Source organism: Myxococcus vastator, from assembly GCF_010894475.1.
Classification (GTDB): Bacteria; Myxococcota; Myxococcia; order Myxococcales; family Myxococcaceae; genus Myxococcus; species Myxococcus vastator.
The window spans coordinates 1-20717 of the sequence record NZ_JAAIYB010000103.1 but is presented as its reverse complement, the minus strand read 5'-3'; the positions used below and the strand labels follow the sequence as shown (position 1 = coordinate 20717).

Sequence of the window (20717 nt, the reverse complement as noted above, 5' to 3'; positions counted from 1 at the left end):
GAGGTGTCTGGCCGGGCCGAAAAGAAGATGATGGCCGTCACGGAGCAACGCGCTGACCCCGAGGGCGCGAGCCCGGACGCGCCGGAGCCGCTGCGCTCCAACTTCGCGGAGACGGCGTTCTGGGCGCCCCAGGTGCTCACCGGGAAGGATGGCTCGGCGACGCTGGAGTTCACCGTGCCGGACTCGGTGACGGCGTGGAGCGTCTGGGTGCACGCCGTCACGCGGGACTTGAAGGGCGGCTCGCTGCAGCGCACCTCCCGGAGCGTGAAGGAGCTGATGGTGCGCCCCTACGTGCCGCGCTTCCTGCGCGAGGGCGACCGCGCGGTGTTGGAGGTGATGGTGAACAACGCGGCGTCGCGCCCGCTGCAGGGCACGCTCACGTTGGACATCCAGGACCTGGAGCTGCAGAAGAGCGTGCTGTCGGACTTCGGCGTCCAGCAGGCGTCGCAGGCCTTCCGCGTGGAGGCGGGGAAGGGGACGCGCCTGCGCTTCCCGCTCACCACGCCCACGCGGGTGGGGCCCGTGGCCTTCCGGGTGGAGGCGCGCGCGGAGAACCACAGTGATGGCGAGCTGCGCCCGCTGCCGGTGCTGCCAGGCCGGATGCACCTGGCGCAGTCGCGCTTCGTGACGCTGAAGGGCAAGGACTCCAAGACGATGCGGTTCGAGGACCTGCGCGCGGGGGGAGACCCGACGCGGGTGAACGAGCAGCTGGTCGTCACCGTGGACACGCAGCTCTTCTATTCGGCGCTCCAGGCGCTGCCGTACCTGGTGAACTACCCCTACGAGTGCACGGAGCAGACGCTCAACCGCTTCGTGTCGACGGGCATCCTGTCCAGCCTGTACGGGCAGTACCCGTCGGTCGCGCGGATGGCCAGGAAGCTGAGCGAGCGCTCCACCCCGTTGGAGACGTGGGACGCGGTGGACCCCAACCGGAAGATGGCGCTGGAGGAGACGCCCTGGCTGGAGCTGGCGAAGGGCGGCTCGGGGCCGGAGGCCGGGCTGGTGAAGGTGTTGGATCCGAAGGTCGCCGCCGCCGAGCGCACGTCCGCGCTGGCGAGGCTCCGCAAGGCGCAGACGTCCAGCGGCGGCTTCCCCTGGTGGCCGGGGGGCCCGCCGTCGCCGTACATGACGCTCTACATCGTGCATGGCCTCTCCCGCGCGATGGAGTTCGGCGTGGAAGTCCCACCGGAACTCACCCGGGGCGCCTGGGGCTACCTGGCGCGGCACTTCCGCGAGGAGTACGCGACGAAGCTGATGAAGGAGGACCGCGGCTGGGAGTTCCTCACCTTCCTCAACTACACGGCCTCCGCGTATCCGAACGCCAGCTACACCGGTGACGCGCTCACCGCGGCGGAGCGGGAGCGGATGCTCGCGTTCAGCGACAAGCACTGGAAGAAGCACTCGCCCTACCTCAAGGGCTACCTGGCGCTGACGCTGAAGCGCGCGGGGCGCGACGCGGACGCCCACCGTGTCTGGGAGAGCGTCATGGACTCCGCCAAGACGAGCCCCGAGCTGGGCACCTACTGGGCGCAGGAGGACCGCAGCTGGCTCTGGTACAACGACACCACGGAGACGCATGCCTTCGCGCTGCGCACGCTGACGGAGCTCAATCCGAAGGACGCGCGCCGCGAGGGCCTGGTCCAGTGGCTGCTGCTGAACAAGAAGCTCAACCACTGGAAGTCCACCCGCGCCACGGCGGAGTCGCTGTACGCGCTGGTGAAGTACCTCCAGGCGGAGGGCGCGCTGGGCGTGCGCGAGGACGCCCAGGTGACGGTGGGCCCGCGCGTGGTGCGCATGTCCTTCGCCCCGGACGAGTACACGGGCAAGAAGAACCAGGTCGTCGTGCCCGGGCCGGAGCTGAATCCGACGACGATGAGCTCGGTGGTGGTGGAGAAGACGACGCCGGGCTTCGCCTTCGCCTCCGCGACGTGGCACTTCTCCACGGAGCGGCTGCCGGACAGCGACCGCGGGGACTTCTTCCAGGTGTCGCGGCGCTACTTCCTGCGTGAGCGGCAGGGGCGGGACGCCCTGCTCGTGCCGCTGGCCGAGGGCGCGGTGGTGCTCCCCGGAGACGAAGTGGAGGTGCAGCTCTCCCTGCGCGCGAAGCACGCGGCGGAGTACGTGCACCTGAGAGACCCACGCGCCGCGGGCCTGGAGCCGGAGAACGTGCAGTCCCGCCACCGCTGGGACCTGGGCATCGTCTGGTACGAGGAGACGCGCGACTCCGGCACCAACTTCTTCTTCGAGCAGCTGCCCGCCGGTGAGTACACCTTCAAGTACCGGCTGCGCGCCAACATGGCCGGCCAGTTCAAGGTGGGCCCCGCCACCGTGCAGTCCATGTACGCGCCGGAGTTCACCGCGTACTCGGCCGGGGCGGTGCTCACGGTGGGCGCGGCGCAGTAGCTCGGCCCACGGGCGGGGAGTGGGCCCTGCAGCCCGGGCTCATTCCCCGCAGGTGGCCTGGTCGTCCGTGGGGTGCAGGGTGGCGATGCCGTAGGTGCCGTTGCGCGTGCCACACCACACGCGCCAGTTCGTCCCGCCCAGGTCCGGCGCCGAGTACACGCCGCCTTCCTTCTTGGCCCCGCCGCGCGCGCAGCACCGGGCGAAGGCGCGCGTGCCAATGGACACCAGTCCCACCGCGTCCGGCGCGCGCGAGAAGCCGCCGACGCGCTTCTCTCCACACGACCAGGGCGCCACGCCCTTGAAGCGGATGGTATAGGCGTCGCCCTTCAAGGCCGCGCCGCCGCGCGCCGGGCCCTGGTAGCAGAGGCGGCCCTCCGCCTCGAGCTGGGCATAACGCGGCAGGAAGTGCAGGCCGCCAATGGGGCCCCGCTGCCAGTCGTCGCCGCAGAAGACGTGCGTGAAGGCGTTGCGAGGCCCGGTGCTGACCCAGAGGCCCGTGAGCCAGTCGATGTTGGCCTGCCGCGCGCCGGGCCGGCCCGCCACCGACAAGGCCCGCTGGAGCCGCGGGTCGTCGTAGTGGCGGGAGAGGAAGCGCCGCACGTCGCCCTCGCTCACGCTCACGTCGGGACGCGCGGGGCACAGCGCCAACACCTCGCGGTCCATGGCCGACAGCGGAGGCGGCTCCGCGAACAGCGGCGCGCTGTCACACGTCGTCGCGCAGCCGGTGGCCGGCGTCCAGCTCGCGGCCGTCGCGTCCGAGGGGCCCGCCTGCTCCTCGTCGAAGTCACCGTCGCTCCGCGCAGCCGCGCTGCCAGCGGGGCCCTTCAGCACCACCCGCGGCCCGGCGGGCGTCGCCTGTCCCGCCCCGGCTGCCTCTCGCGACGCGAGGCCCCGTGCCCGGGCCTGCTGCGCCGAGTGGGCCCGGTCCGCGGCCACCAGGGCCGCCGCGCTCGGAGCGGCGGGCGCGGTGGACTCCGGCGCGCCTTCACACAACACCCAGCCTTCGGCGGACGCGCCGCTCAGCTTGCACCAGGCGCGCTTGGGGCCGCCCTTCTTGAGCAGGGGGTAGGGCCTCCCGGCCTCCACCGTGAAGACGACTTCGCGGGACTCGGGCTGCTCGACGGCGTCCACCGTGACGTCGGACACGAAGACGCCGCGGCCCGCGAGGGCGGGCAGCGAGGCGCCCAGCAACAGGGCGAGACAAGGGAGGGAGAGACGCATGGCGCACGGGAGTCTACAGCAGTCCCCACCATGCCCCTCGGAGGGAGGGGCAGGGGGGCTCGTCCTGCGCCTGCGACGGCCGTCACCGGCCGGAGATTCAACCGAGCTTCACGCGGGCGACCTTCAGCTTGCCCACCTGCACCGTGTACTCGCCGGCGCCCAGCTCCGCCTTGGCGTCCTGCACCTTCTCGCCGTTGACGCGCACGCCGCCCTGCGCCATCAGCTTGCGGGCCTCGGTGGAGGACGCCACCAGCTTCGTCTCCGGCAGCAGCTTCGTCACCGCCAGCTTCTCCGCGCCCCCCAGGGACACCTCCACCAGGGGCAGCTCGTCCGTGGACAGCTCCTTCTTCGCGAAGCGCTTCTCGAAGTCCTCGGCGGCCTTCTTCCCGGCCTCCTCGCCCTGGAAGCGCGCCGTCATCTCCTGTGCGAAGCCGACCTTCACCGCCTTGGGGTGCAGCGCGCCGGACTCCACCTGGGCGCGCATCTCCGCCAGCTCCGTCCGCGTCTTCGCGGAGAGCAGCTCGCAGTACCGCCACATCAGGTCGTCGGTGATGCTCATCAACTTGCCGAAGATGGTGTCCGCCGGCTCGTCGATGCCCACGTAGTTGTCCAGGCTCTTGGACATCTTGTCGCCGACAATCTTCCCGTCCACCGCCTTCGCGTTGAGGCCCTCCAGGATGGGGCCCGTCATGATGACCTGGGGCGCCATGCCCTCTTCCTTCATCAACTGGCGGCCCACCAGCAGGTTGAAGAGCTGGTCCGTCGCCCCCAGCTCCACGTCCGCCTTGAGCACCACCGAGTCGTAGCCCTGCAGGAGCGGGTAGAGGAACTCGTGGATGGAGATGGAGACCTCGCCGCGGAAGCGCTTCTTGAAGTCGTCGCGCTCCAGCATGCGCTGCACGGAGTAGCGCGAGGCCAGGCGAATCATCCCCTCCGTCCCCAGCGTGTCCAGCCAGCTGGAGTTGAAGCGCACCTGCGTCCTGGACTCGTCCAGCACCTTGAACACCTGCTGCTTGTAGGTCTCCGCGTTGGCCTTCACCTCGTCGCGCGTGAGCGCCGGGCGCGTGGCGTTGCGGCCCGTCGGGTCGCCAATCAACCCCGTGAAGTCACCGATGAGGAACACCACCGAGTGGCCGAACTCCTGGAAGCGCCGCATCCGCGTGAGCAGCAGCGAGTGGCCCAGGTGCAGGTCCGGCCGGCTCGGGTCGAAGCCCGCCTTGATGACCAGCGGCTTGCCCGTGTCATACGAGTACCGGAGCTTCTTCTTCAGGTCCTCGGGCACGTGGAGGTCCACCGTGCCACGGGTCACTTCTTCGAACTGCTCCTCGGGGGTCGCCTTGCGCAGCGCGTCCGGATTCATGGCGCCGCAAGCTACCCGAAGTGCGCCAGCCGTGGACGCACTTCCTCCACCGGGCTTCAGGTGCCTGGCAGGTGCTCCCGCACGCGGTGGATGCTCCGCCCCCGGCCGGTGGCGTCGTCGATGTCCACCACCACGCCCTGCAGGTAGACGAGCCGCTCCGCCACCTCGTAGGGCGCCGGCTTGCCCAGGAAGCGCGTCAGCGACGACTCCTTCTTCATGCCGATGACGGAGTCCAGCGGCCCGCACATGCCCACGTCGGTGATGAAGGCCGTGCCGCCGGGGAGGATGCGCTCATCCGCCGTCTGCACGTGCGTGTGTGTCCCCACCACCACGGACACCCGCCCATCCAGGTGGACGCCCATGGCGTTCTTCTCACTGGAGGCCTCGCAGTGCATGTCCACCAGGATGCAGGGCGTCTGCTGGCGCAGCTCCTCCACCAGCCCTTCCACCACCTCGAAGGGGCTGGCCTCGGTGCGCATGAAGACGCGCCCCTCCAGGTTGATGACGCCCAGCGCGCGCCCATCCGGCAGCTTCACCACCGTGTGGCCCTTGCCCGGCGTGCCCTTGGGGTAGTTGGCCGGACGCAAGAGCAGGTCCGGATGCTCCTTCACCCAGGGGAGGATGGCCTTCTTGGAGTAGAAATGATTACCGCTCGTCAGCAGCTGGATGCCGCTGTCGAGCAGGTAGTGGGCCGTCTCTGAGGTGATGCCCGAGCCCTGGTCGCTGTTCTCCGCATTCGCGACCACCACGTCCACGCCGTGCTGCGCGCGGACCCTTGGAAGGAGCGTGCGGACCGCCTGGAGACCCGGGCGGCCCACCACGTCTCCCATGAAGAGGACTTTCACGTATCGAGGAAGTCCCAGTCGCGGTACAGGCCGCGCAGGGACTCAGACTCCGTTACGACCAGGTCCATGTCGACGTCATCCCCAGTCGTTGGCAGCACCGGGACGACCTGGTCATTGAAGGCCAGGCCCACCCGACGACTGCGCTGGCTGGCCGCGCGGAGGGTGGCGTCGTAGTAACCGCCCCCGCGCCCCAGCCGCTTGCCTTCCCGGGTGAAGCCCAGGCCCGGCACCACGAAGAGGTCAATCTGGTCCACCGCGATGAGGTCCGCGGAGTTGGTGGGCTCTCGCACCCCCAACCGCCCCGGCTCCAGCTCGCTTTCCGACTTGATGGCACGGAACGAAAGAATCCGCCCGTGAACATGGGAGAGCGGGTAGCAGACAATCTTGCCGTCTTGCAACGCCGCAATCAGGATATCCCGGGTTGGCACTTCCCCCCGAATGGGGGCGTACAGCGCCACCGTGCGCGCCTTCTGATAATACGGCGCCGCCAGAAACCGAGACTGAACCTTGAGACCCCGTGTATCGATGAGATCCGGCGTCATCGCCTTCCGGCGCGCCGTGAGCTCTTCACGCAGGGTCTGCTTCCTCGCCGCCGCCTCTTCCACCACCGTCTCGCTCACCGACGCCGCTCCACAGAAAAAGTCCCCCGCAGCATGGCCGTGTGCCCGGCGTCCATTGAACCCTCTAAAAGCCAGGTGGGGACCGAAGTCATGTCTCCGCAGGCTTCCCTCATCCCTCGTGAGAGGGGAGGGCTTGCACATGGAGACCGAAACGGACCCCGGAATGGACGTATCGGTTCGAATTTCTGCCGAGCATCACGCGCCCCGCAGGGGACAGCCCTTGAACAAAGCTACAGTGCTTGCAAATCCTCGAATCTATTGGGAATTCCCGCCAGAGTCTTTGGAAATGATAAGGACGGGGGGCGGCGGGGTCAAGGCATCCTCGCGCGTTTACAAGGCAGGCGCGGGACCTCTATGATGGAAAGAGCCCGAATCCACCCACATATGCCGCCCTCGCTATTGAACAAGGGTCTTGCGACGGTCCTTTCCGTTGCCTCCGGCCTCGCGTGGGCGGGACCGCCCACGGTGTCGAACGCCTATCAAGGGGACTCCTATGGCGCGGTGTCCCTGCGCATGCAGGGAGACCGGCTGGTGGGGGTCGCGACGGGCGGACCCTGCGGCTTCGAACCCGATACGGAGGTGCTCTCTGGCGAGTTCCAGGACAACGTCCTGGTGGGCCAGGTGTTGCTCTGCCAGTTGGGTCCCCATTGTGAGCCGCGGGTGAACCAGCCCGCGCTGGTCGTGTTCAACCCGGAAGATGGGGTGATGACGGCCCTGTTCCGCCTGAAGGACGGGTGCCGCTCGCCGGTGTTGAAGAACGACTCCTTCCTGCTGCTGCGGCCGCTGTCCCGGGACGCGGACGCGGTGGAGCCGGCGCGCGCGGCTTCGGCGACCACGGCCGCGGCTGCCTCGGCCGCGGCGGACGGCGCGAGCTCGTCCGCGGCGCAGGTGGCCGCGGGGCTGGGCCGGCAGGGCGAGGCGTCACCCCTGGAGGAGGGGCAGCGTCAACTGGCCGCGGGCAACGCGGGCGTGGCGCAGCGCCACTTCGAGCTGGCCCTGTCGCGCGACGCGCGCAACGCCTCCGCGGTGGTGGGCCTGGGGGCCAGCCAGCTGGCGCTCAATGACGTGGTCCGCGCGGTGAAGACGCTGGAGGCGGGCAAGGGGCTGGGGCGCGCGGACGTCCACCTGTGGCTGGCCTACGCATACCTCCGGGAGGGCAACCGCGCGCGCTCGCGCGAGTCCCTGCGCAGGGCCTTCGACCTGGGCTGGGTGCCCGCGGGCCGCGCGTCGGAGGCGGCCGCGGAGCAGGCGCTGCGCGAGGACATCAAGGACCTTGAAGCGCTCATGCAGCAGCAGCGGACCCGAAAGCGGATCCTCGGCCGCCCGCCGGCGGGGGCCGGAAACGCCACGCCGTGAGCCAGCCGACTCCCCCGCAGAAGACCACGCAGGTCTTCGGCACCTATGAAGTCCTCTCCGTGCTGGGCAAGGGCGGGATGGCGGAGGTGTACCGGGCCCGGGTGCTGTCCGGTCCGCGTGAGGGCTGGACGGTGGCGCTCAAGCGCCTGTTGCCCGCGCTGACGAGGGATCCGGAGTCCGTGGCGCTCTTCGCGCGCGAGGCGCAGCTGTCCAAGCAGCTCCACCACCCCAACATCGTCACGGTGCTGGATGCCGGCGAGCTGGAGGGCATCTACTTCATCGTGATGGAGCTGGTGGACGGCCGCGACCTGGGGCAGATCCTCCGGCGCTGCAAGGTGCGCGGGATTCCGCTGCCGCTCGACTTCGCGGTGTACCTGGGCAAGGTGCTGCTGGAGGCGCTCGCGTACGCGCACTCCGCCGCCGGGCCCCAGGGCGAGCGGCTGGGCATCGTCCACTGCGACGTGTCGCCGTCCAACGTCTTCATCTCCCGCGTGGGCGAAATCAAGCTGGGCGACTTCGGCGTGTCGCGCGTGCTGGTGGACGGCAAGCTCCAGGGCGGCGACGTGCTGGGCAAGCCCTACTACCTGTCCCCCGAATCGCTGCTCGGCGAGGTCAGCCCGGAGGCCGACCTGTGGGCGGCCACGGTGGTGCTCTACGAGCTGCTGACGCTGGAGCGCCCCTTCACGGGCCCGACGCCGGAGGCCGTGTTCAACGCCATCCGTGCCCGGCAGTACCGGCCCCTGCGCGAGCTGCGGCCCGACATCCCGGAGGCGCTGGAGGCCGTGGTGGCCCGGGCCTTCGCGGAGCGTCCCGAGGACCGCTTCCCGACGGCGGAGGAGTTCGCCCAGGCGCTGACGCCCCACTACGACGAGCGCGTGGGCACGCCGCTGGCCATCGCCGCCGTGGTGCGCGGCCTCTTCGGCGCCAGTGACGAGGTGCGCGCCACGCCGCCCGGAGCGTCGCCGCCGACGCCCGGCTCGCGCGCGGGGTAGGGGAGCGGGCACCCTGTTGTCCGCGCGCCTGTCCCTGTCCGCCTTCCAGGACGATGACGACCTTTCCTTCCGCCGCGCGCCGTGTCGCGTGGGGAGGAGTTCACATGGCCAACGAGCCCAAGCAGCCGAAGCCGGCGCAGTCCGCGCCCGAGCCCGAGGAGCGCCAGCGTCCGCGGACCTCCAAGGCGGATGAAGCCCGGGAAGACGGGATGCCCGGTTACGGACAGCCCGACGAGGACGTCCGCGAGCAGCCGCTCCCGGAGCAGTCCTGGTAGCGACGCGGGGGTGAAGCGCGGGTCGCGCTTCGCACCTGTCCAACAGCGTGCATCTGGCGCGTGAACGGGCCCTCAAGTCCGCCGCCGAGGCTTGGCCCCGCGTGTCCGGATTGTTAGTTCTCGAAAACGGAGCGCGCTGAAAGTGTTCCTGTGCGCGCTCCTTCTGGCGGTTGAGCGTCGCGCGCTTTCCCTCACCCGCCAGTTCAAGTGATGGATCCTGAATGGATCACCGGACGTGGTCGCTCTTCGCGACGGGCATCCCGAGTTTCGACACGCTGCTGGGCGGAGGCATCCCCCGGCGACAATCCGTCATCGTGGCCGGAGACCCGGGCAGCGGGAAGACGGTGCTGTGCAGCCAGCTGGCCTTCCTGGCCGCGGCGCGAGGCCTGCCCGTGGTGGTGGTCACCGTCACGTCCGAACCCCACGACAAGCTCGTGGGCGAGCTGAACAGCTTCAGCTTCTTCAAGGAGGAGCTGCTGGACGAAAAGATCTTCGTGATGAGCGCCTACTCGTCGCTCAAGCAGGGCGCGAAGGAGACGCGGGACCTCATCATCCAGACGGCGCGCAAGCGGGGCGCGAAGCTGCTCTTCATCGATGGCCTTCGCGCCATCAGGGACCTCTGGCAGGACGAGGCGCGCCTGCGCGAGTTCCTCTACGAGCTGGGCATTGGCCTGGCCGCCGCGGATTGCGTCGGCCTCTTCACCACCGAGTATCCCCTGGAGAAGCTGCTGACGCTGCCCGAGGCCACCACGGTGGACGGCATCGTCTCTCTGTCGGTGTCGAAGCACGGCGCCCGTCGCATGCGCCGCGTGGAGGTCGTGAAGCTGCGCGGCCGGCCACACTTGATGGGCGAGCACCTGATGCGCATCGACGGGGAGGGGGTGTCCTTCATCCCGCGCCTGGAGGCCCTGGAGCCCACGGGCGTGGACGTGGCCCCGCCCCAGGAGCGCGCCAGCTTCGGGCTGCCGGAGCTGGACGTCTTGATGGATGGCGGTCTGCCCCGCACGAGCGCCACGTTGCTGGCCGGAAGCATGGGCATCGGGAAGACGCTGCTGGCCGCGCACTTCGCGGCGGAGGGCGCGCGCCGGGAAGAGCATTCTCTCTTCGTCTCCTTCCATGACTCCACGGCGGCGCTCGCCGCCCGGGCGCGGCGCATCCAACTGGACGTGGAGCGCTGCGTGAAGAGCGGCATGCTCACCTACCTGTACATCCCTCCGATGGAGCTGGAGGCGGACCTCGTGATGGACCGCATCCTCCAGGAAGTGGCGCGGCTGAACGTGAAGCGGCTGGTCATCGACGGCCTCACGACGCTGGAGCAGTCCATCATCGAGCCGGAGCGCAGGCCGCTGTTCCTGGCCGCGCTCGCGGAGAAGCTGCGCCGGGCGGGGGTGACGACGCTGTACACGCGGGAAGTCTCCAAGGTGGCCGGCAATGAGCTCGACTTCAGCGATGCACCCGTCGCCACCCTCGGGGAGAACCTGCTCCTCCTGCGCTACGTGGAACTGCGCGGGCGCATCCACCGCATCCTCTCGGTGCTGAAGATGCGCGACAGCAAGTACGACAACGATTTGCGCGAGTTCCAGATCGCCGACTCGGGGATGAAGGTCCTGGCGACGCTGCGCTCAGCGGAGGGGCTGCTGACCGGCCAGGCCCGGCCGCTCGGGACGACCATCGGGGCCGTGGAATGAGCGGCGTCCTCATCGCGGAGGACGAGGAAGCCCTGCTCGAGGTCTTCGCCGAGGTCGTGGAGGCGCTCGGCTACCGCGCCATCCGGGCCCACAATGGAGAGGACGCGCTCATGTTGGCGCGCACGGAGCCGCCAGCCCTGGTGGTCAGCGACCACATGATGCCCCACCGCACGGGCATGGAGCTGCTGCGCGCCATGCGGTCGGAGCCGAGCCTCGCGTCGGTTCCCTTCGTGCTGCTGAGCGCCGCGCGGCCCGCGGGCCGCGAGGAGGCGGACGTCTTTCTCGCCAAGCCGGTGGACCTGAACACGTTCGAGGAGGCCGTCACCAACGCCCTTCGCGAGCGTCCGCCGGTGGCCGTGCCCAGCCTCACCGAGCAGAAGGCCTCCCCCTCATCCACGCGCAGGGGACCCATCCTGGCCCGTGAGGAGGTGCTCAACTGGGTGGCTCACGAGCTGAAGACGCCGCTCTCCTCGGCCCGTCTCAACGCCCAGATTCTGCTGCGCAAGGTGGAGAAGCGGGGCGCGGAGGACGAGGTCCGTTCGGCGGAAGCCGTCCTGCGGCAACTGGACCGGATGAACCACCTCATCTCCTCCATCCTGGACGCCTCGCGCCTGTCCGAAGGAAAGGTGGAGCTGAGGCCCAGGCAGGGCGACATCGCCGTCTTCCTCCAGGAGCTCATCCAGGAGTGGCGCGACCTGGAGCCGCAGGTGGACTTCGCGCTCCGGGGCGCCGACGAGCCCGTGTTCCTTCCCTTCGACGGGGAGCGGGTGCGGCAGGTGCTCAACAACCTGCTCTCCAACGCAGTGAAGTACGGGGGCGAGACACGGCGGGTCGAGCTGGGCCTCGGTCTGCACCCCGGCCTGGCGGACATCCACGTCCGGGATTGGGGCATCGGCATCTCGGCGGGGGCGCTCCCCTCCGTCTTCGAGCGCTTCCAGCGGGCGGATGGCGAGCCTGCCCAGGGCCATGGCCTGGGCCTCTACATCGCCTCGTCCCTGGCGAAGCTGCACGGGGGCTCGTTGTCGGTGAAGTCCGCGCTGGGCGAGGGGTCGACCTTCCACCTCCGGCTTCCCCTGAGCCGGCGGCCCGTGCCCTAGCCGGCCAGCGCGCGGACCTTCGGCACCTGCCGGACGAGCGCGTCCACCACGCGCGCCACGTCCGCTTCCGTCGTGCCGGGGCCCATGCTGAAGCGAAGGCTGCCTCGGGCCTGCGCGGGCGACAGGCCCATGGCCCGTAGGACGTGCGACGGCGTCAGCGTGCCGGACGCGCAGGCGGCGCCGGACGACACGCAGATGCCCTCCAGGTCCAGGGCGATGAGCAGCGACTCACCCTCCACGCCGTCGAAGCGCAGGTTGCTGGTGTTGGGCACGCGCGGGGCAGCGCCGCCGTTGACGTGCACCCCGGGCAGTCGCGCCGTCACCTCGCGCTCGAAGGCGTCGCGGAGCGCCGTCAGCCGCGCCGCTGTCTCCGGCAGCTCCGCGGCGGCCAGCTCCAGTGCGAGCGCCAGCGCCTCCGCATAGGGCACGTTCTGCGTCCCCCCGCGACGGCCGCCTTCCTGGTGGCCCGGCGTGAGCGCGCGGACGTCCACGCGCTTGCGAACCAGCAGCACCCCCACGCCAGGAGGGCCGCCGAACTTGTGCGCGGACAGGGACAGCAGGTCCGCATCCACCTCGCGCAGGGACAAGGGCACCTTGCCCGCGGCCTGCACCGCGTCCGTGTGGAACAGCACGCCGCGTTGCCGGCACGCGAGCGCGACTTCCCGCGCGGGCTGGAGCACGCCCGTCTCGTTGTTGGCCCACATCAACGAGCACAAGGCCGTGTCCGGCGTCAGGGCCTCCAGCAGGTCGGCCTCGCGCACGCGCCCCTCCGGACCGGGCGCCACCCGCACGACGTGGGCGCCCTCCCGCTCCAGCTGCGCCACCGCGCCCAGCAGGGCGGGGTGCTCCACCGCGGACGTCACCACCCGCCGCCGCTCGGGCTGGGGGCGCAGGTGCCAGGCGCCCACGAGCGCCAGTGCGTCCGCCTCGCTGCCGGAGCCGGTGAAGCTGACTTCCTTCGGCTCGCAGCCGAGCACTCGGGCCACCGTCGCCCGCGACGCGTCCAGCCGGGCCCGGGCCGCGCGGCCCTCCTGGTGCACGCTGGACGCGTTGCCAAAGCCGCTGGACGCGAAGGCGCGTGACAGCAGCGCCGCCACCTCCGGCCGCACCGGCGCGGCCGCGTTGTAGTCCCAGTACGTCACGAGTCCTGCGCGTACAGCAGCGACACGGGCCGCTCGTCGGCGACGCCGAACGCCTCCAGGAACTTGGCCACCAGCTCGCGCTTGAGCGCCTTGCGCTGCGCCAGCTTCCCGGACAGCGGCAGCCGCGCCCCGGCCATGCTGCCATGGCCGCCGGCGGAGCCGCCGTAGTCCTCGCAGATTTCACGGATGAGGCGCCCCGCGTTCATCCGCCGGTCCTTCACCCGCAAGCTGAGGAAGAGCTGGTTGCGGTACGAACCGAAGGCCAGCGACCACTTCATGCCTTCGAGGAACATCAGCCGCTCGGCCACCTCCGCCACCATGTCCGGGGAGTAGACCTCCTCCAGGTCGGTGATGATGGCCGTCCCGTACACCTTCGCCCGCTCGTAGGCCGTGTGGTAGAGCTGGAAGTAGCGCGCGGGCAGCTCCGGATGCTCAATCTGCGCCAGCAGCGTCTTGTCCATGCGCGGGAACAGCCACAGGTAGCTGTCCACGTCCGTGGGCGTCGTCTCCCGGCCCAAGTCCCGCGTGTCCGCCTTGATGCCGTAGAACAGGCCGGTGGACACCTCCACGGAGGGCTCCAGCCGGGCCGCGCGCAGGTACTCCACCAGCATGGTGGACGTGGCGCCGAAGTCGCCGCCCACGTCCGCGAAGGGGGACTCCAGGCTCTCCTGACGCAGCGGGTGGTGGTCCATCACCACGTGCGCTTCCAGCCGCGCGGGCAGGGAGTGGTTGCCCACCTTGGGCTGCGTGTCCACCAGCCCGAAGAAGTCGTACTCGTCGAAGTCGAGCGTCGACACGTGCGAGACGGGCAGGCGCAGCACCTTCACGAAGGCGATGTTCTCCGCCCGGCCGATGATGCCCCCGTAGCCGACGTGGGCCTTCAGGCCCGCCTTGCGCTCGAGCAGGTGCGCCAGCGCCACCGCCGCCGCCAGCGAGTCCGGGTCCGGATTGTCGTGGGTGAGGATGAGCGCCTTGTGGTGGCCCTGGGCCACTCGCAGGAGCCGCTCCAGCTTGTCTCGGGCTGGCATATGGGCCAGCCGCGCTGGCGGGGGCTCCGTCAGCTCGCCTCCCGAGTTTCCGGTTCCGCGGCGGCTGTTGAGGGACTGTGTCACGGGCATGGGTATTCTTCTTACTTCCTCCCGTCCTGGGATTCGAGAATCCGGGGTCTGTTGCCAACACACCAATGGTGTCGACGGACCCCGGACTCTTCACGGCGCGCGGGAGGCGCGTGAGCCTGCGCGCCCCCTCGCCGGGCCGCCGCGGGACGTGGGCTAGCTGTTGAGCGCCTTGAACTTGCGCCCCAGGTCCCGGAAGTACTTCATCCCGTTGTCGAGCGAGTTCTCCATCGCGTCCATCAGCACCGTGCGGAAGCCCGCCACGGGTCCCCGGAAGGACTCGTAGTAGCGCTGCCGGTCGATGGAGTGGATGACGGCGGGCATGTAGCCGTTGCGCAGCAGGATGAGGTTGCTGCACATGCGCCCCACCTTCCCGCTGTGCTCGGTGAACGGGAAGATCTGCACGAACTTGTGCTGGACCGTGGCCGCCTGCTTGATGGGGTGGAACTCGCGGAACTCGGCGCTGGCCGTGTAGTCCACGAGCTTCTCCAACTCCGGCTGGATCTTCGCCGGCTGGGAGATGTCGTGGAAGTACGTGCGGTGCAGCGGCATGTCCTTGCGCAGCCCGGACCTGTCCCGCTCCTTGGCCAGCTCCTTCTCTGTTCGCTCGCGGCGCTCCATGCGCGCGCGCTCCGTCTGGGCCTCCGGCGTGTTGCCCAGGAAGAGGTCGTGTATTCGCTTGATGGTGGTCAGCGTGATTTGCGCCTGCTTCCTGGCGCCCGCTGCCTCCTCACGGAGGAAGTCACAGACGGCCTTGTGGTTCCGGATTTCGAGGACCACCGGAATCATGGAGGCCTCCGCGCTGGTTCGATGCGGGAACAGCGCGGCCATCAGCTCCTGATGGGTGTAGACGACTCCCTCCAGCGCGGCGTCGTGGTAGATCCACGACATCTCCATCTTGTCCAAGAACTCGCGCGCGTCAGGCTTGTCCTTGTAGATGTCGAGGTACCCACGCAGCGTTTCGTTCTTCTCGTCGATGTCCTGGTAGCGTTCCTTCACGGACTGCGGCTCCTTCTCGCTGCGGGTCCGCCGCGGGCGGTACTCGAAGCATGCGGCCGAGCGGTACAACGGCGCGTGGATTCTAGAAATTCCGCGCGGTTGTAACAACGAAATCATCACAGATTGACAAGGAACACCTCGCACGCCTGGTCGAGCAGGTCCTTGGAGAGCGCCGGAGGCATCTGCCGGTAGCGCGCCGCGTCCCGGATGAGGCTCACCAGGTCCCGAGGGTGGCACGAGCGAAGCTCCATGCTCCGGGGCTTGTAGTAGTGCTCGATGAGGTACGTGACGGCCTGGTCCACGTAGGGGATTCCCGCTGCCTCGCAGACGCGACTGAAGATTTCCCGGTAAGCCTCTTCGTCGGGGTTCCCGACCTCAATCTTGTACTTGATGCGGCGCAGGAAGGCCTCGTCCACCAGCTCCTTGGGGTCCAGGTTGGTGGAGAAGACGAGGAGCTGGTCGAAGGGGATTTCGAACTTCTTGCCGGTGTGGAGCGTGAGGTAGTCCACCCGCTTCTCCAGGGGGACAATCCACCGGTTGAGCAGGTCCGTGGGGTGGACCTTCTGGCGACCGAAGTCGTCGATGAGGAGCATGCCGCCGTTGGCCTTCACCTGGAACGGGGCCTCGTAGTAGCGGGTGCTCTCCGAATAGATGAGGTCCAGCATCGCCAGCGTCAGCTCGCCGCCCACGACGACGGAGGGCCGGCGGCACACGAGCCACCGGTTGTCCATTTCGAACGTCTGCCTGCGGCCGGAGGCATCCCCGCCGGCCTCCAGCGATACCGGCGTGTGGATGAGCCGGTCGTGGACCTGGATGATCTGATTCCCAATCTCCAGGCAGTGGGGGACGAACACCTCGCCGCCGAACATGTTGGAGACGGCCTCCGCCAGGCTCGTCTTGCCGTTGCCGGGGGAGCCGTAGAGGAACAGCGAGCGGCCGGAGTTCACCGCCGGGCCCAGCTTGTCCATCAGCTCCGCGGGGACGGTGAGGTGGCTGAGCGCCATCACCAGCTCCTCCTGGCTGACGACGGGCGTCTCCTCCGTCTGGCTGGTGATGAGCGCGTTGTACTGCTCGATGGGCACCGGCGCGGGGCCCACGTAGGTGGTGCGGGTGAGGGCGTCCCGCGCGTACTCGCGGCCCTTCTCCGACAGGATGAACTCCACCGACGCGCGGCCGAAGCCCTTGCCGCCGCGCAGGTCCACCAGCTTCTCCGTGGCGATGAAGTCCACCACGTGCTCGATGACGCCCGGCCACGGCAGGCGCATCTCGTCCGCGATGCCCATGCCCGTGCCCGTGCCCGAGTAATAGAGGTACTTCAGGGCGATGTCGGACAGGATGCCCATCTTGAGCCCCGTGTCCTCCACCGACTTCGGCTCCGGTGGAGCGATGTCGAGGATGGATGGGTTCTCAAGCTTGAACGGATTGTCGTCGTAGTCGTAGCCAGCGGGAGGAGCCATCAAGCCCCGTTCTAGCCCATTCAAGGGGCGCTCGGGCGCGGGACGTGGCGTCTTCCCTGGCTGCCCGCCCCCCTCCCAGGCCGAAGAGGGGGGCGCGGCGGGGCGGCTCAGACGTACGTGAGCCAGTCCGCGTACTTCGGCTCCTGACCCCGCACGATGCGGAAGTACATGTCCTGCACGTGCCGGGTGACGGGGCCGACCTTGCCGTCCGCCACCTGGCGGTTGTCCACCTCGCGCACCGGGGTGATCTCCGCCGCCGTGCCGCAGAAGAAGATCTCGTTGGTGATGTAGAGCGCGTCGCGGGTGAAGGTGACCTCCTCCACCGTGCGGCCGCTGTCGCGCAGGATGTGCAGCACCGTGTCGCGGGTGATGCCATCCAGGATGGGGCAGGACAGGGGGGGCGTCTTGATGATGCCCTTCTTGTTCACCTGGAAGATGTTCTCGCCGGAGGCCTCGGCCACGAAGCCGCTGACGTCCAGGAGGATGGCCTCGTCGTAGCCCGCCATCACCGCCTCGCGCTTGGCGAGGATGGAGTTGACGTACTGGCCGGTAATCTTCCCGCGCACCATGTTCACGTTGACGTGCATGCGCGTGTACGAGCTGACCTTGGCGCGGATGCCCTCCTTCATGCCCTTGTCGCCCAGGTATGCGCCCCAGTCCCAGGCCGTCACGGCGGTGCGGGTGGGGTTCACCGCGCCCAGGCCCATGGCGCCGTCGCCCATGAAGGCCACCGGCCGCAGGTACGCGCCGTTGGCGAACAGGTCCTTCTGCGCGCGGAGCAGATTCACGCACGCATCGAAGAGCTCGTCCTCGGTGTACGGAATCTTCAGCATGATGATGTGGGCCGAGTCGAGCAGCCGGCGGATGTGCTCACGCAGCCGGAAGACGGCCAGCCGCCCGTCGTGCGTCTTGTACGCGCGGATGCCCTCGAAGACACCCAGGCCGTAGTGAAGCGCGTGCGTCATCAGATGCACGTGGCCCTCGTCCCACTTCATCAGCCGGCCGTCGAGCCAGATTTGCTCGGCGCGCACGCCACTACTCGAGGTCGAGCTCATTCGATGTTCCTTCGCCTGGATGTTTGAGGGGTGGGACCGCCCGGGCCTTCTAGTCAGCGAAATCTATGAGGTCAAAGCGTGTTTCTCGTCCCGACAGCGTCACAGCACTGGTGGCAGGGGGGTAAGCATCCGACGGAGGAACGGGAGGTCCTCCGCGAGTGCCGCCCTGCCGAAGTGTAGCGCCTTCGAGGCCAGTTCCACCGACGGTACGACGTCCAGTGGCGACAGTGTTCGCGGAAAGCGTTTGACGTGGTGCGTATAGGGAAGGTTCGGCGTCACCGTCATCGCGGCCAGCCGCTGGAGGGGCAGCCAGAAGGGCGTGGTCAGCTTCGGGGCGAAGCCGTCGAGCGCGAGGATGAACGCGTTGCGCGTGCCGATGCGGCCCCGGGCCACCGCCTTCCACGCCGCCTTGGCGGGCAGGTTGTCCACCAGTCCTCCGTCGATGAGCCGCGCGACGCCGTGCTGGCCCATGAGGCCCTCCACCAGCGTGTGCATGCCCGGGTCCTCTCGCAGCACGTCGTAGTGGATGACGCCGGGCAGCGCGGAGGAGAAGCCCGCGGCGTCGAGCGCGTCGAAGTCGCCGGTGGTGTCGTCCGCGCCCAGGTAGAGGCGGGCGGTGATTTCGGGGCGGGTGAAGAGCTCGGCCATGGCGCCCATGGCGGCCTGGATGCGGCGCGCCACGCCCGCGGGGTTGAGCAGGCCCAGCGGGCTGACGCCCATCAGCCGCTCGTAGTACTCCAGCGGCCGGGGGAGCATTCCGCGGCGGATGCCGCCCACGGCGATGAGGGTGGGGACCGGCAAATCCCTGAGCCGCATGCCGCTGCTCTCCGGCCCCGCGCCGAAGAAGCGGCCCAGCCCCGCGCGCAGGAACAGCCGCAGCGCCGCGGGCAGGCCATAGCGGCTCTCCGTGGAGATGAAGCGGAAGAGCTTCCGGAAGGACAGCCCGCGGACGATGTTGATCATGTCCGTGGGGTCGAAGCGCGTGAGGCGCGAGCGCATGATGGCGAGGATGGCGCCCATGGACGTCCCGGCGAGCAGGCGCGGCTCCAGGCCGTGTTCATCCAGGAGGCTCATCGCGCCCAGGTAGACGTAGGCCGTTCCGCCTCCGCCGCCGGTGACGAGCACCAGCTCCTTCTGCCGGATTTCCCGGTCCAGCGCCTCGGGTGGAACGCGCCCGCGCAGCCGCTGCACCACCGTGTCGCGCGCCTTCGCGGCGTGCTGGCGCAGGTCCTTCACGTGCGGCATCAGCCGATCCCTCGTGGGCGGGGAGGGGGCCTGGAGGACGGGGCCCAGGCGGCGCTCCACCTCCTCGCGGAACGGGGTGAGCAGCGCGCCCACGCCCACGTCGAGCCCGCCGTGCCGCACCTTGTAGAGGCGCGCCAGCGACAGGGCGGTGCGGAGGATGGCCTCCTCGCGCGGGTCGACCAGGGCCGCGTTGGCCAGCGACGCGCGCACGAGGCGGAGCTCCATCTCCTCGAGCGGCCGGGTGATTTGAAAGCGTTCCTTCAGCAGCACGCGCTTCGAGGGCCCTTCACGCCTGGGCGATCTGCGAGAGGTTGGACTTCGCCTTCTCGATGTCGCCTTCGTACTTGAGGACGAGGTTCAGCGTGGAGGCCACCACGTCGGCGGTGAGCTGCTCCGCGTTCAGCAGCGCCAGGCTCTGGGCCCAGTCGAGCGTCTCGCTGATGGAGGGCGCCTTCTTCAAGTCGAGCGAGCGGATGGCGGCCACCGCCTCCACCACCTGCTCCGCCAGCACCTGGGGCACCTGGGGCAGGCGCGAGCGGACGATGCGCAGCTCGCGCTCGCGGTCCGGGAAGTCGATGTGCAGGTGGAGGCAGCGGCGCTTGAGCGCGTCGGACAGCTCGCGCGCGGCGTTGGAGGTGAGCAGCACCCGGGGGATGTGCTTCGCGCGGAAGGTGCCCAGCTCGGGGATGGTGACGGCGTTGTCGGAGAGCACCTCCAGGAGGAAGGCCTCGAACTCCGGGTCCGCCTTGTCGATTTCGTCCACCAGCAGCAGGGCGGGGTGCTCGGAGAGCAGCGCGCGCAGCACCGGGCGGGGCAGCAGGAAGCGTTCGGAGAAGAACACCGCGTCGCTGGAGGCCAGCCGGTCCGCCGCCTGCGCCAGCGTGGTGGTGCCCTGCACCATGTCCCCAATCTTGTCCTTGAGGAGCTGGGTGTAGAGCAGCTGCTTGGCGTACTCCCACTCGTAGAGGGCCTTCGCCTCGTCCAGGCCCTCGTAGCACTGGAGCCGGATGAACTCGCGGCCCAGCGCCTGGGCCAGGGCCTTGGCCAGCTCCGTCTTGCCGACGCCGGCGGGGCCTTCCACCAGGATGGGCTTGTCCATCCGGTCCGCCAGGAAGGCCGCCGTGGCGATCTCCGGCGAGGACAGGTAGCCCACCTGCTCCAGGCGCTGCGCCGCGTCCTCCACGCTGGTGAAGGCGTGGCTCTCAACCGTCGAAGGGGTGCTCACCCGGTGAACTTAACCGACGCCCTCCAGGCGACTGCGGCAAAAATGCCAGGGTTGCGGCGTCATCACCGTGGCCCGTCCGCCTCGCTGCCGGGCAACCCCGCGGAACTCCGCAGGGAAATATTCTGCGCACCGTGGGCACACGTCGTGCATCTCATGGCCTCGAATCGGTACTCAAGGAGGTCAGCGGTCATGGTGTGGGCGTGGTTGCGGATGGTGATGATGGTGGCGGTCGTCCTGCTTCCGGGCGGCTTCCCGCTCCTGCTGGCCTACGTCTCCTTGCGCACACTCCGCAGCAGTTGGCGCCGTGCCCAGGAGGAGGCCCACAGTGGGGGCCGCGTGGTGTCGCTCCGGGACGTCGTCTCCACGCTCCACTTCAAGGAGCTGGTCCGCGAGGCCCGCGCCGCGCTCTGAGCGCGCAAGGGAACCGCTCGACGCTTCCCAGGTGGGAACTGAAACGGCCCTGACACACCTGCCCGACCAGGGCACGGATGTCAGGGCCGCTTCATTGAGGCCTCGGGGTTCCGAGGCCGGCGCCGCTACTTGTCCAGCTCGTCCACCAGGGCCGTCCAGTCGTCGTCTTCCTTGGCCGTGGGCAACTGGATGAGCAGGGTCCGGTCGGTGG

18 protein-coding genes and 1 other RNA gene are annotated in these 20717 nt (G+C 69.3%); 7 read left to right on the top strand and 12 right to left on the bottom strand.

Annotated features, from left to right (window positions below; translation table 11 throughout):
* The coding region (locus G4D87_RS13090) for an alpha-2-macroglobulin family protein (RefSeq protein WP_275902282.1) at positions 1-2403 on the top strand (2403 nt) is incomplete at its 5' end.
* Positions 2404-2442: 39 nt separating this feature from the next.
* Here the strand turns inward: G4D87_RS13090 and G4D87_RS13085 are convergent.
* The 5 genes from G4D87_RS13085 to ssrS form a co-directional block, all read right to left on the bottom strand.
* The gene (locus tag G4D87_RS13085; protein WP_163782392.1) at positions 2443-3624 is read right to left on the bottom strand and encodes an EndoU domain-containing protein; all 1182 of its coding nucleotides are present in this window, start codon (positions 3622-3624) and stop codon (positions 2443-2445) included.
* A gap of 97 nt (positions 3625-3721) precedes the next feature.
* Complete coding sequence (tyrS, locus tag G4D87_RS13080; protein ID WP_163782391.1) at positions 3722-4984, bottom strand: tyrosine--tRNA ligase; 1263 nt, start codon at positions 4982-4984, stop codon at positions 3722-3724.
* Between the two features lie 56 nt (positions 4985-5040).
* Positions 5041-5829, bottom strand: coding sequence for a TIGR00282 family metallophosphoesterase (locus G4D87_RS13075; RefSeq protein WP_163782390.1), 789 nt, complete (start codon positions 5827-5829; stop codon positions 5041-5043).
* A complete protein-coding gene (locus G4D87_RS13070; RefSeq protein WP_002639727.1) occupies positions 5826-6449 on the bottom strand; it encodes a 5-formyltetrahydrofolate cyclo-ligase in 624 nt (207 codons plus the stop codon). The genes G4D87_RS13075 and G4D87_RS13070 overlap by 4 nt, the downstream gene beginning before the upstream one ends.
* A gap of 19 nt (positions 6450-6468) precedes the next feature.
* A non-coding RNA gene (gene ssrS / locus G4D87_RS40335) (6S RNA) lies at positions 6469-6665 on the bottom strand.
* A 249-nt stretch (positions 6666-6914) separates the two neighbouring features.
* On the opposite strand from ssrS, the gene G4D87_RS13065 reads away from it, so the two are divergent.
* The 5 genes from G4D87_RS13065 (at position 6915) to G4D87_RS13045 (ending at position 11857) form a co-directional block, all read left to right on the top strand.
* Positions 6915-7805 carry a tetratricopeptide repeat protein gene (locus G4D87_RS13065; RefSeq protein ID WP_240358232.1) on the top strand — a complete coding sequence of 297 codons (891 nt, stop codon included), beginning with the start codon at positions 6915-6917 and terminating at the stop codon, positions 7803-7805.
* A complete protein-coding gene (locus G4D87_RS13060; protein WP_163782388.1) occupies positions 7802-8797 on the top strand; it encodes a serine/threonine-protein kinase in 996 nt (331 codons plus the stop codon). The genes G4D87_RS13065 and G4D87_RS13060 overlap by 4 nt, the downstream gene beginning before the upstream one ends.
* A gap of 104 nt (positions 8798-8901) precedes the next feature.
* Complete coding sequence (locus G4D87_RS13055) at positions 8902-9072, top strand: hypothetical protein (protein WP_176412236.1); 171 nt, start codon at positions 8902-8904, stop codon at positions 9070-9072.
* Between the two features lie 221 nt (positions 9073-9293).
* The gene (locus G4D87_RS13050) at positions 9294-10760 is read left to right on the top strand and encodes an ATPase domain-containing protein (RefSeq protein WP_163782387.1); all 1467 of its coding nucleotides are present in this window, start codon (positions 9294-9296) and stop codon (positions 10758-10760) included.
* Complete coding sequence (locus tag G4D87_RS13045; protein ID WP_163782386.1) at positions 10757-11857, top strand: ATP-binding response regulator; 1101 nt, start codon at positions 10757-10759, stop codon at positions 11855-11857. The genes G4D87_RS13050 and G4D87_RS13045 overlap by 4 nt, the downstream gene beginning before the upstream one ends.
* On the opposite strand, the gene G4D87_RS13040 is transcribed toward G4D87_RS13045, so the two are convergent.
* The 7 genes from G4D87_RS13040 to G4D87_RS13010 form a co-directional block, all read right to left on the bottom strand.
* A complete protein-coding gene (locus G4D87_RS13040; RefSeq protein WP_163782385.1) occupies positions 11854-12999 on the bottom strand; it encodes a cysteine desulfurase family protein in 1146 nt (381 codons plus the stop codon). The genes G4D87_RS13045 and G4D87_RS13040 overlap by 4 nt on opposite strands.
* Complete coding sequence (locus G4D87_RS13035) at positions 12996-14117, bottom strand: DHH family phosphoesterase (protein WP_163782384.1); 1122 nt, start codon at positions 14115-14117, stop codon at positions 12996-12998. Before G4D87_RS13035 ends, G4D87_RS13040 begins: the two co-directional genes overlap by 4 nt.
* Before the next feature lie 153 nt (positions 14118-14270).
* Complete coding sequence (locus tag G4D87_RS13030) at positions 14271-15113, bottom strand: Fic family protein (protein ID WP_240358231.1); 843 nt, start codon at positions 15111-15113, stop codon at positions 14271-14273.
* 116 nt (positions 15114-15229) lie between these two features.
* The gene (locus G4D87_RS13025) at positions 15230-16570 is read right to left on the bottom strand and encodes a DUF8689 domain-containing protein (protein WP_163782383.1); all 1341 of its coding nucleotides are present in this window, start codon (positions 16568-16570) and stop codon (positions 15230-15232) included.
* A gap of 107 nt (positions 16571-16677) precedes the next feature.
* Positions 16678-17625 carry a branched-chain amino acid transaminase gene (locus G4D87_RS13020; RefSeq protein WP_163782382.1) on the bottom strand — a complete coding sequence of 316 codons (948 nt, stop codon included), beginning with the start codon at positions 17623-17625 and terminating at the stop codon, positions 16678-16680.
* Between the two features lie 99 nt (positions 17626-17724).
* Positions 17725-19140: a patatin-like phospholipase family protein gene (locus G4D87_RS13015; RefSeq protein ID WP_163782381.1), complete on the bottom strand. Its 1416-nt coding sequence runs from the start codon at positions 19138-19140 to the stop codon at positions 17725-17727.
* A 16-nt stretch (positions 19141-19156) separates the two neighbouring features.
* Positions 19157-20095: an AAA family ATPase gene (locus tag G4D87_RS13010; RefSeq protein ID WP_163782380.1), complete on the bottom strand. Its 939-nt coding sequence runs from the start codon at positions 20093-20095 to the stop codon at positions 19157-19159.
* A gap of 189 nt (positions 20096-20284) precedes the next feature.
* Between G4D87_RS13010 and G4D87_RS13005 the strand changes: the two genes are divergently transcribed.
* Positions 20285-20506 carry a hypothetical protein gene (locus G4D87_RS13005; RefSeq protein ID WP_163782379.1) on the top strand — a complete coding sequence of 74 codons (222 nt, stop codon included), beginning with the start codon at positions 20285-20287 and terminating at the stop codon, positions 20504-20506.
* Positions 20507-20717 lie beyond the last annotated feature (211 nt).

Coding starts and splice junctions, on each gene's coding strand:
- G4D87_RS13020 (WP_163782382.1), bottom strand. CDS start 17,625: ATGAGCTCGACCTCGAGTAGTGGCGTGCGCGCCGAGCAAATCTGGCTC.
- G4D87_RS13035 (WP_163782384.1), bottom strand. CDS start 14,117: ATGCCCGTGACACAGTCCCTCAACAGCCGCCGCGGAACCGGAAACTCG.
- G4D87_RS13045 (WP_163782386.1), top strand. CDS start 10,757: ATGAGCGGCGTCCTCATCGCGGAGGACGAGGAAGCCCTGCTCGAGGTC.
- tyrS (WP_163782391.1), bottom strand. CDS start 4,984: ATGAATCCGGACGCGCTGCGCAAGGCGACCCCCGAGGAGCAGTTCGAA.
- G4D87_RS13085 (WP_163782392.1), bottom strand. CDS start 3,624: ATGCGTCTCTCCCTCCCTTGTCTCGCCCTGTTGCTGGGCGCCTCGCTG.
- G4D87_RS13055 (WP_176412236.1), top strand. CDS start 8,902: ATGGCCAACGAGCCCAAGCAGCCGAAGCCGGCGCAGTCCGCGCCCGAG.
- G4D87_RS13005 (WP_163782379.1), top strand. CDS start 20,285: ATGGTGTGGGCGTGGTTGCGGATGGTGATGATGGTGGCGGTCGTCCTG.
- G4D87_RS13025 (WP_163782383.1), bottom strand. CDS start 16,570: ATGGCTCCTCCCGCTGGCTACGACTACGACGACAATCCGTTCAAGCTT.
- G4D87_RS13050 (WP_163782387.1), top strand. CDS start 9,294: ATGGATCACCGGACGTGGTCGCTCTTCGCGACGGGCATCCCGAGTTTC.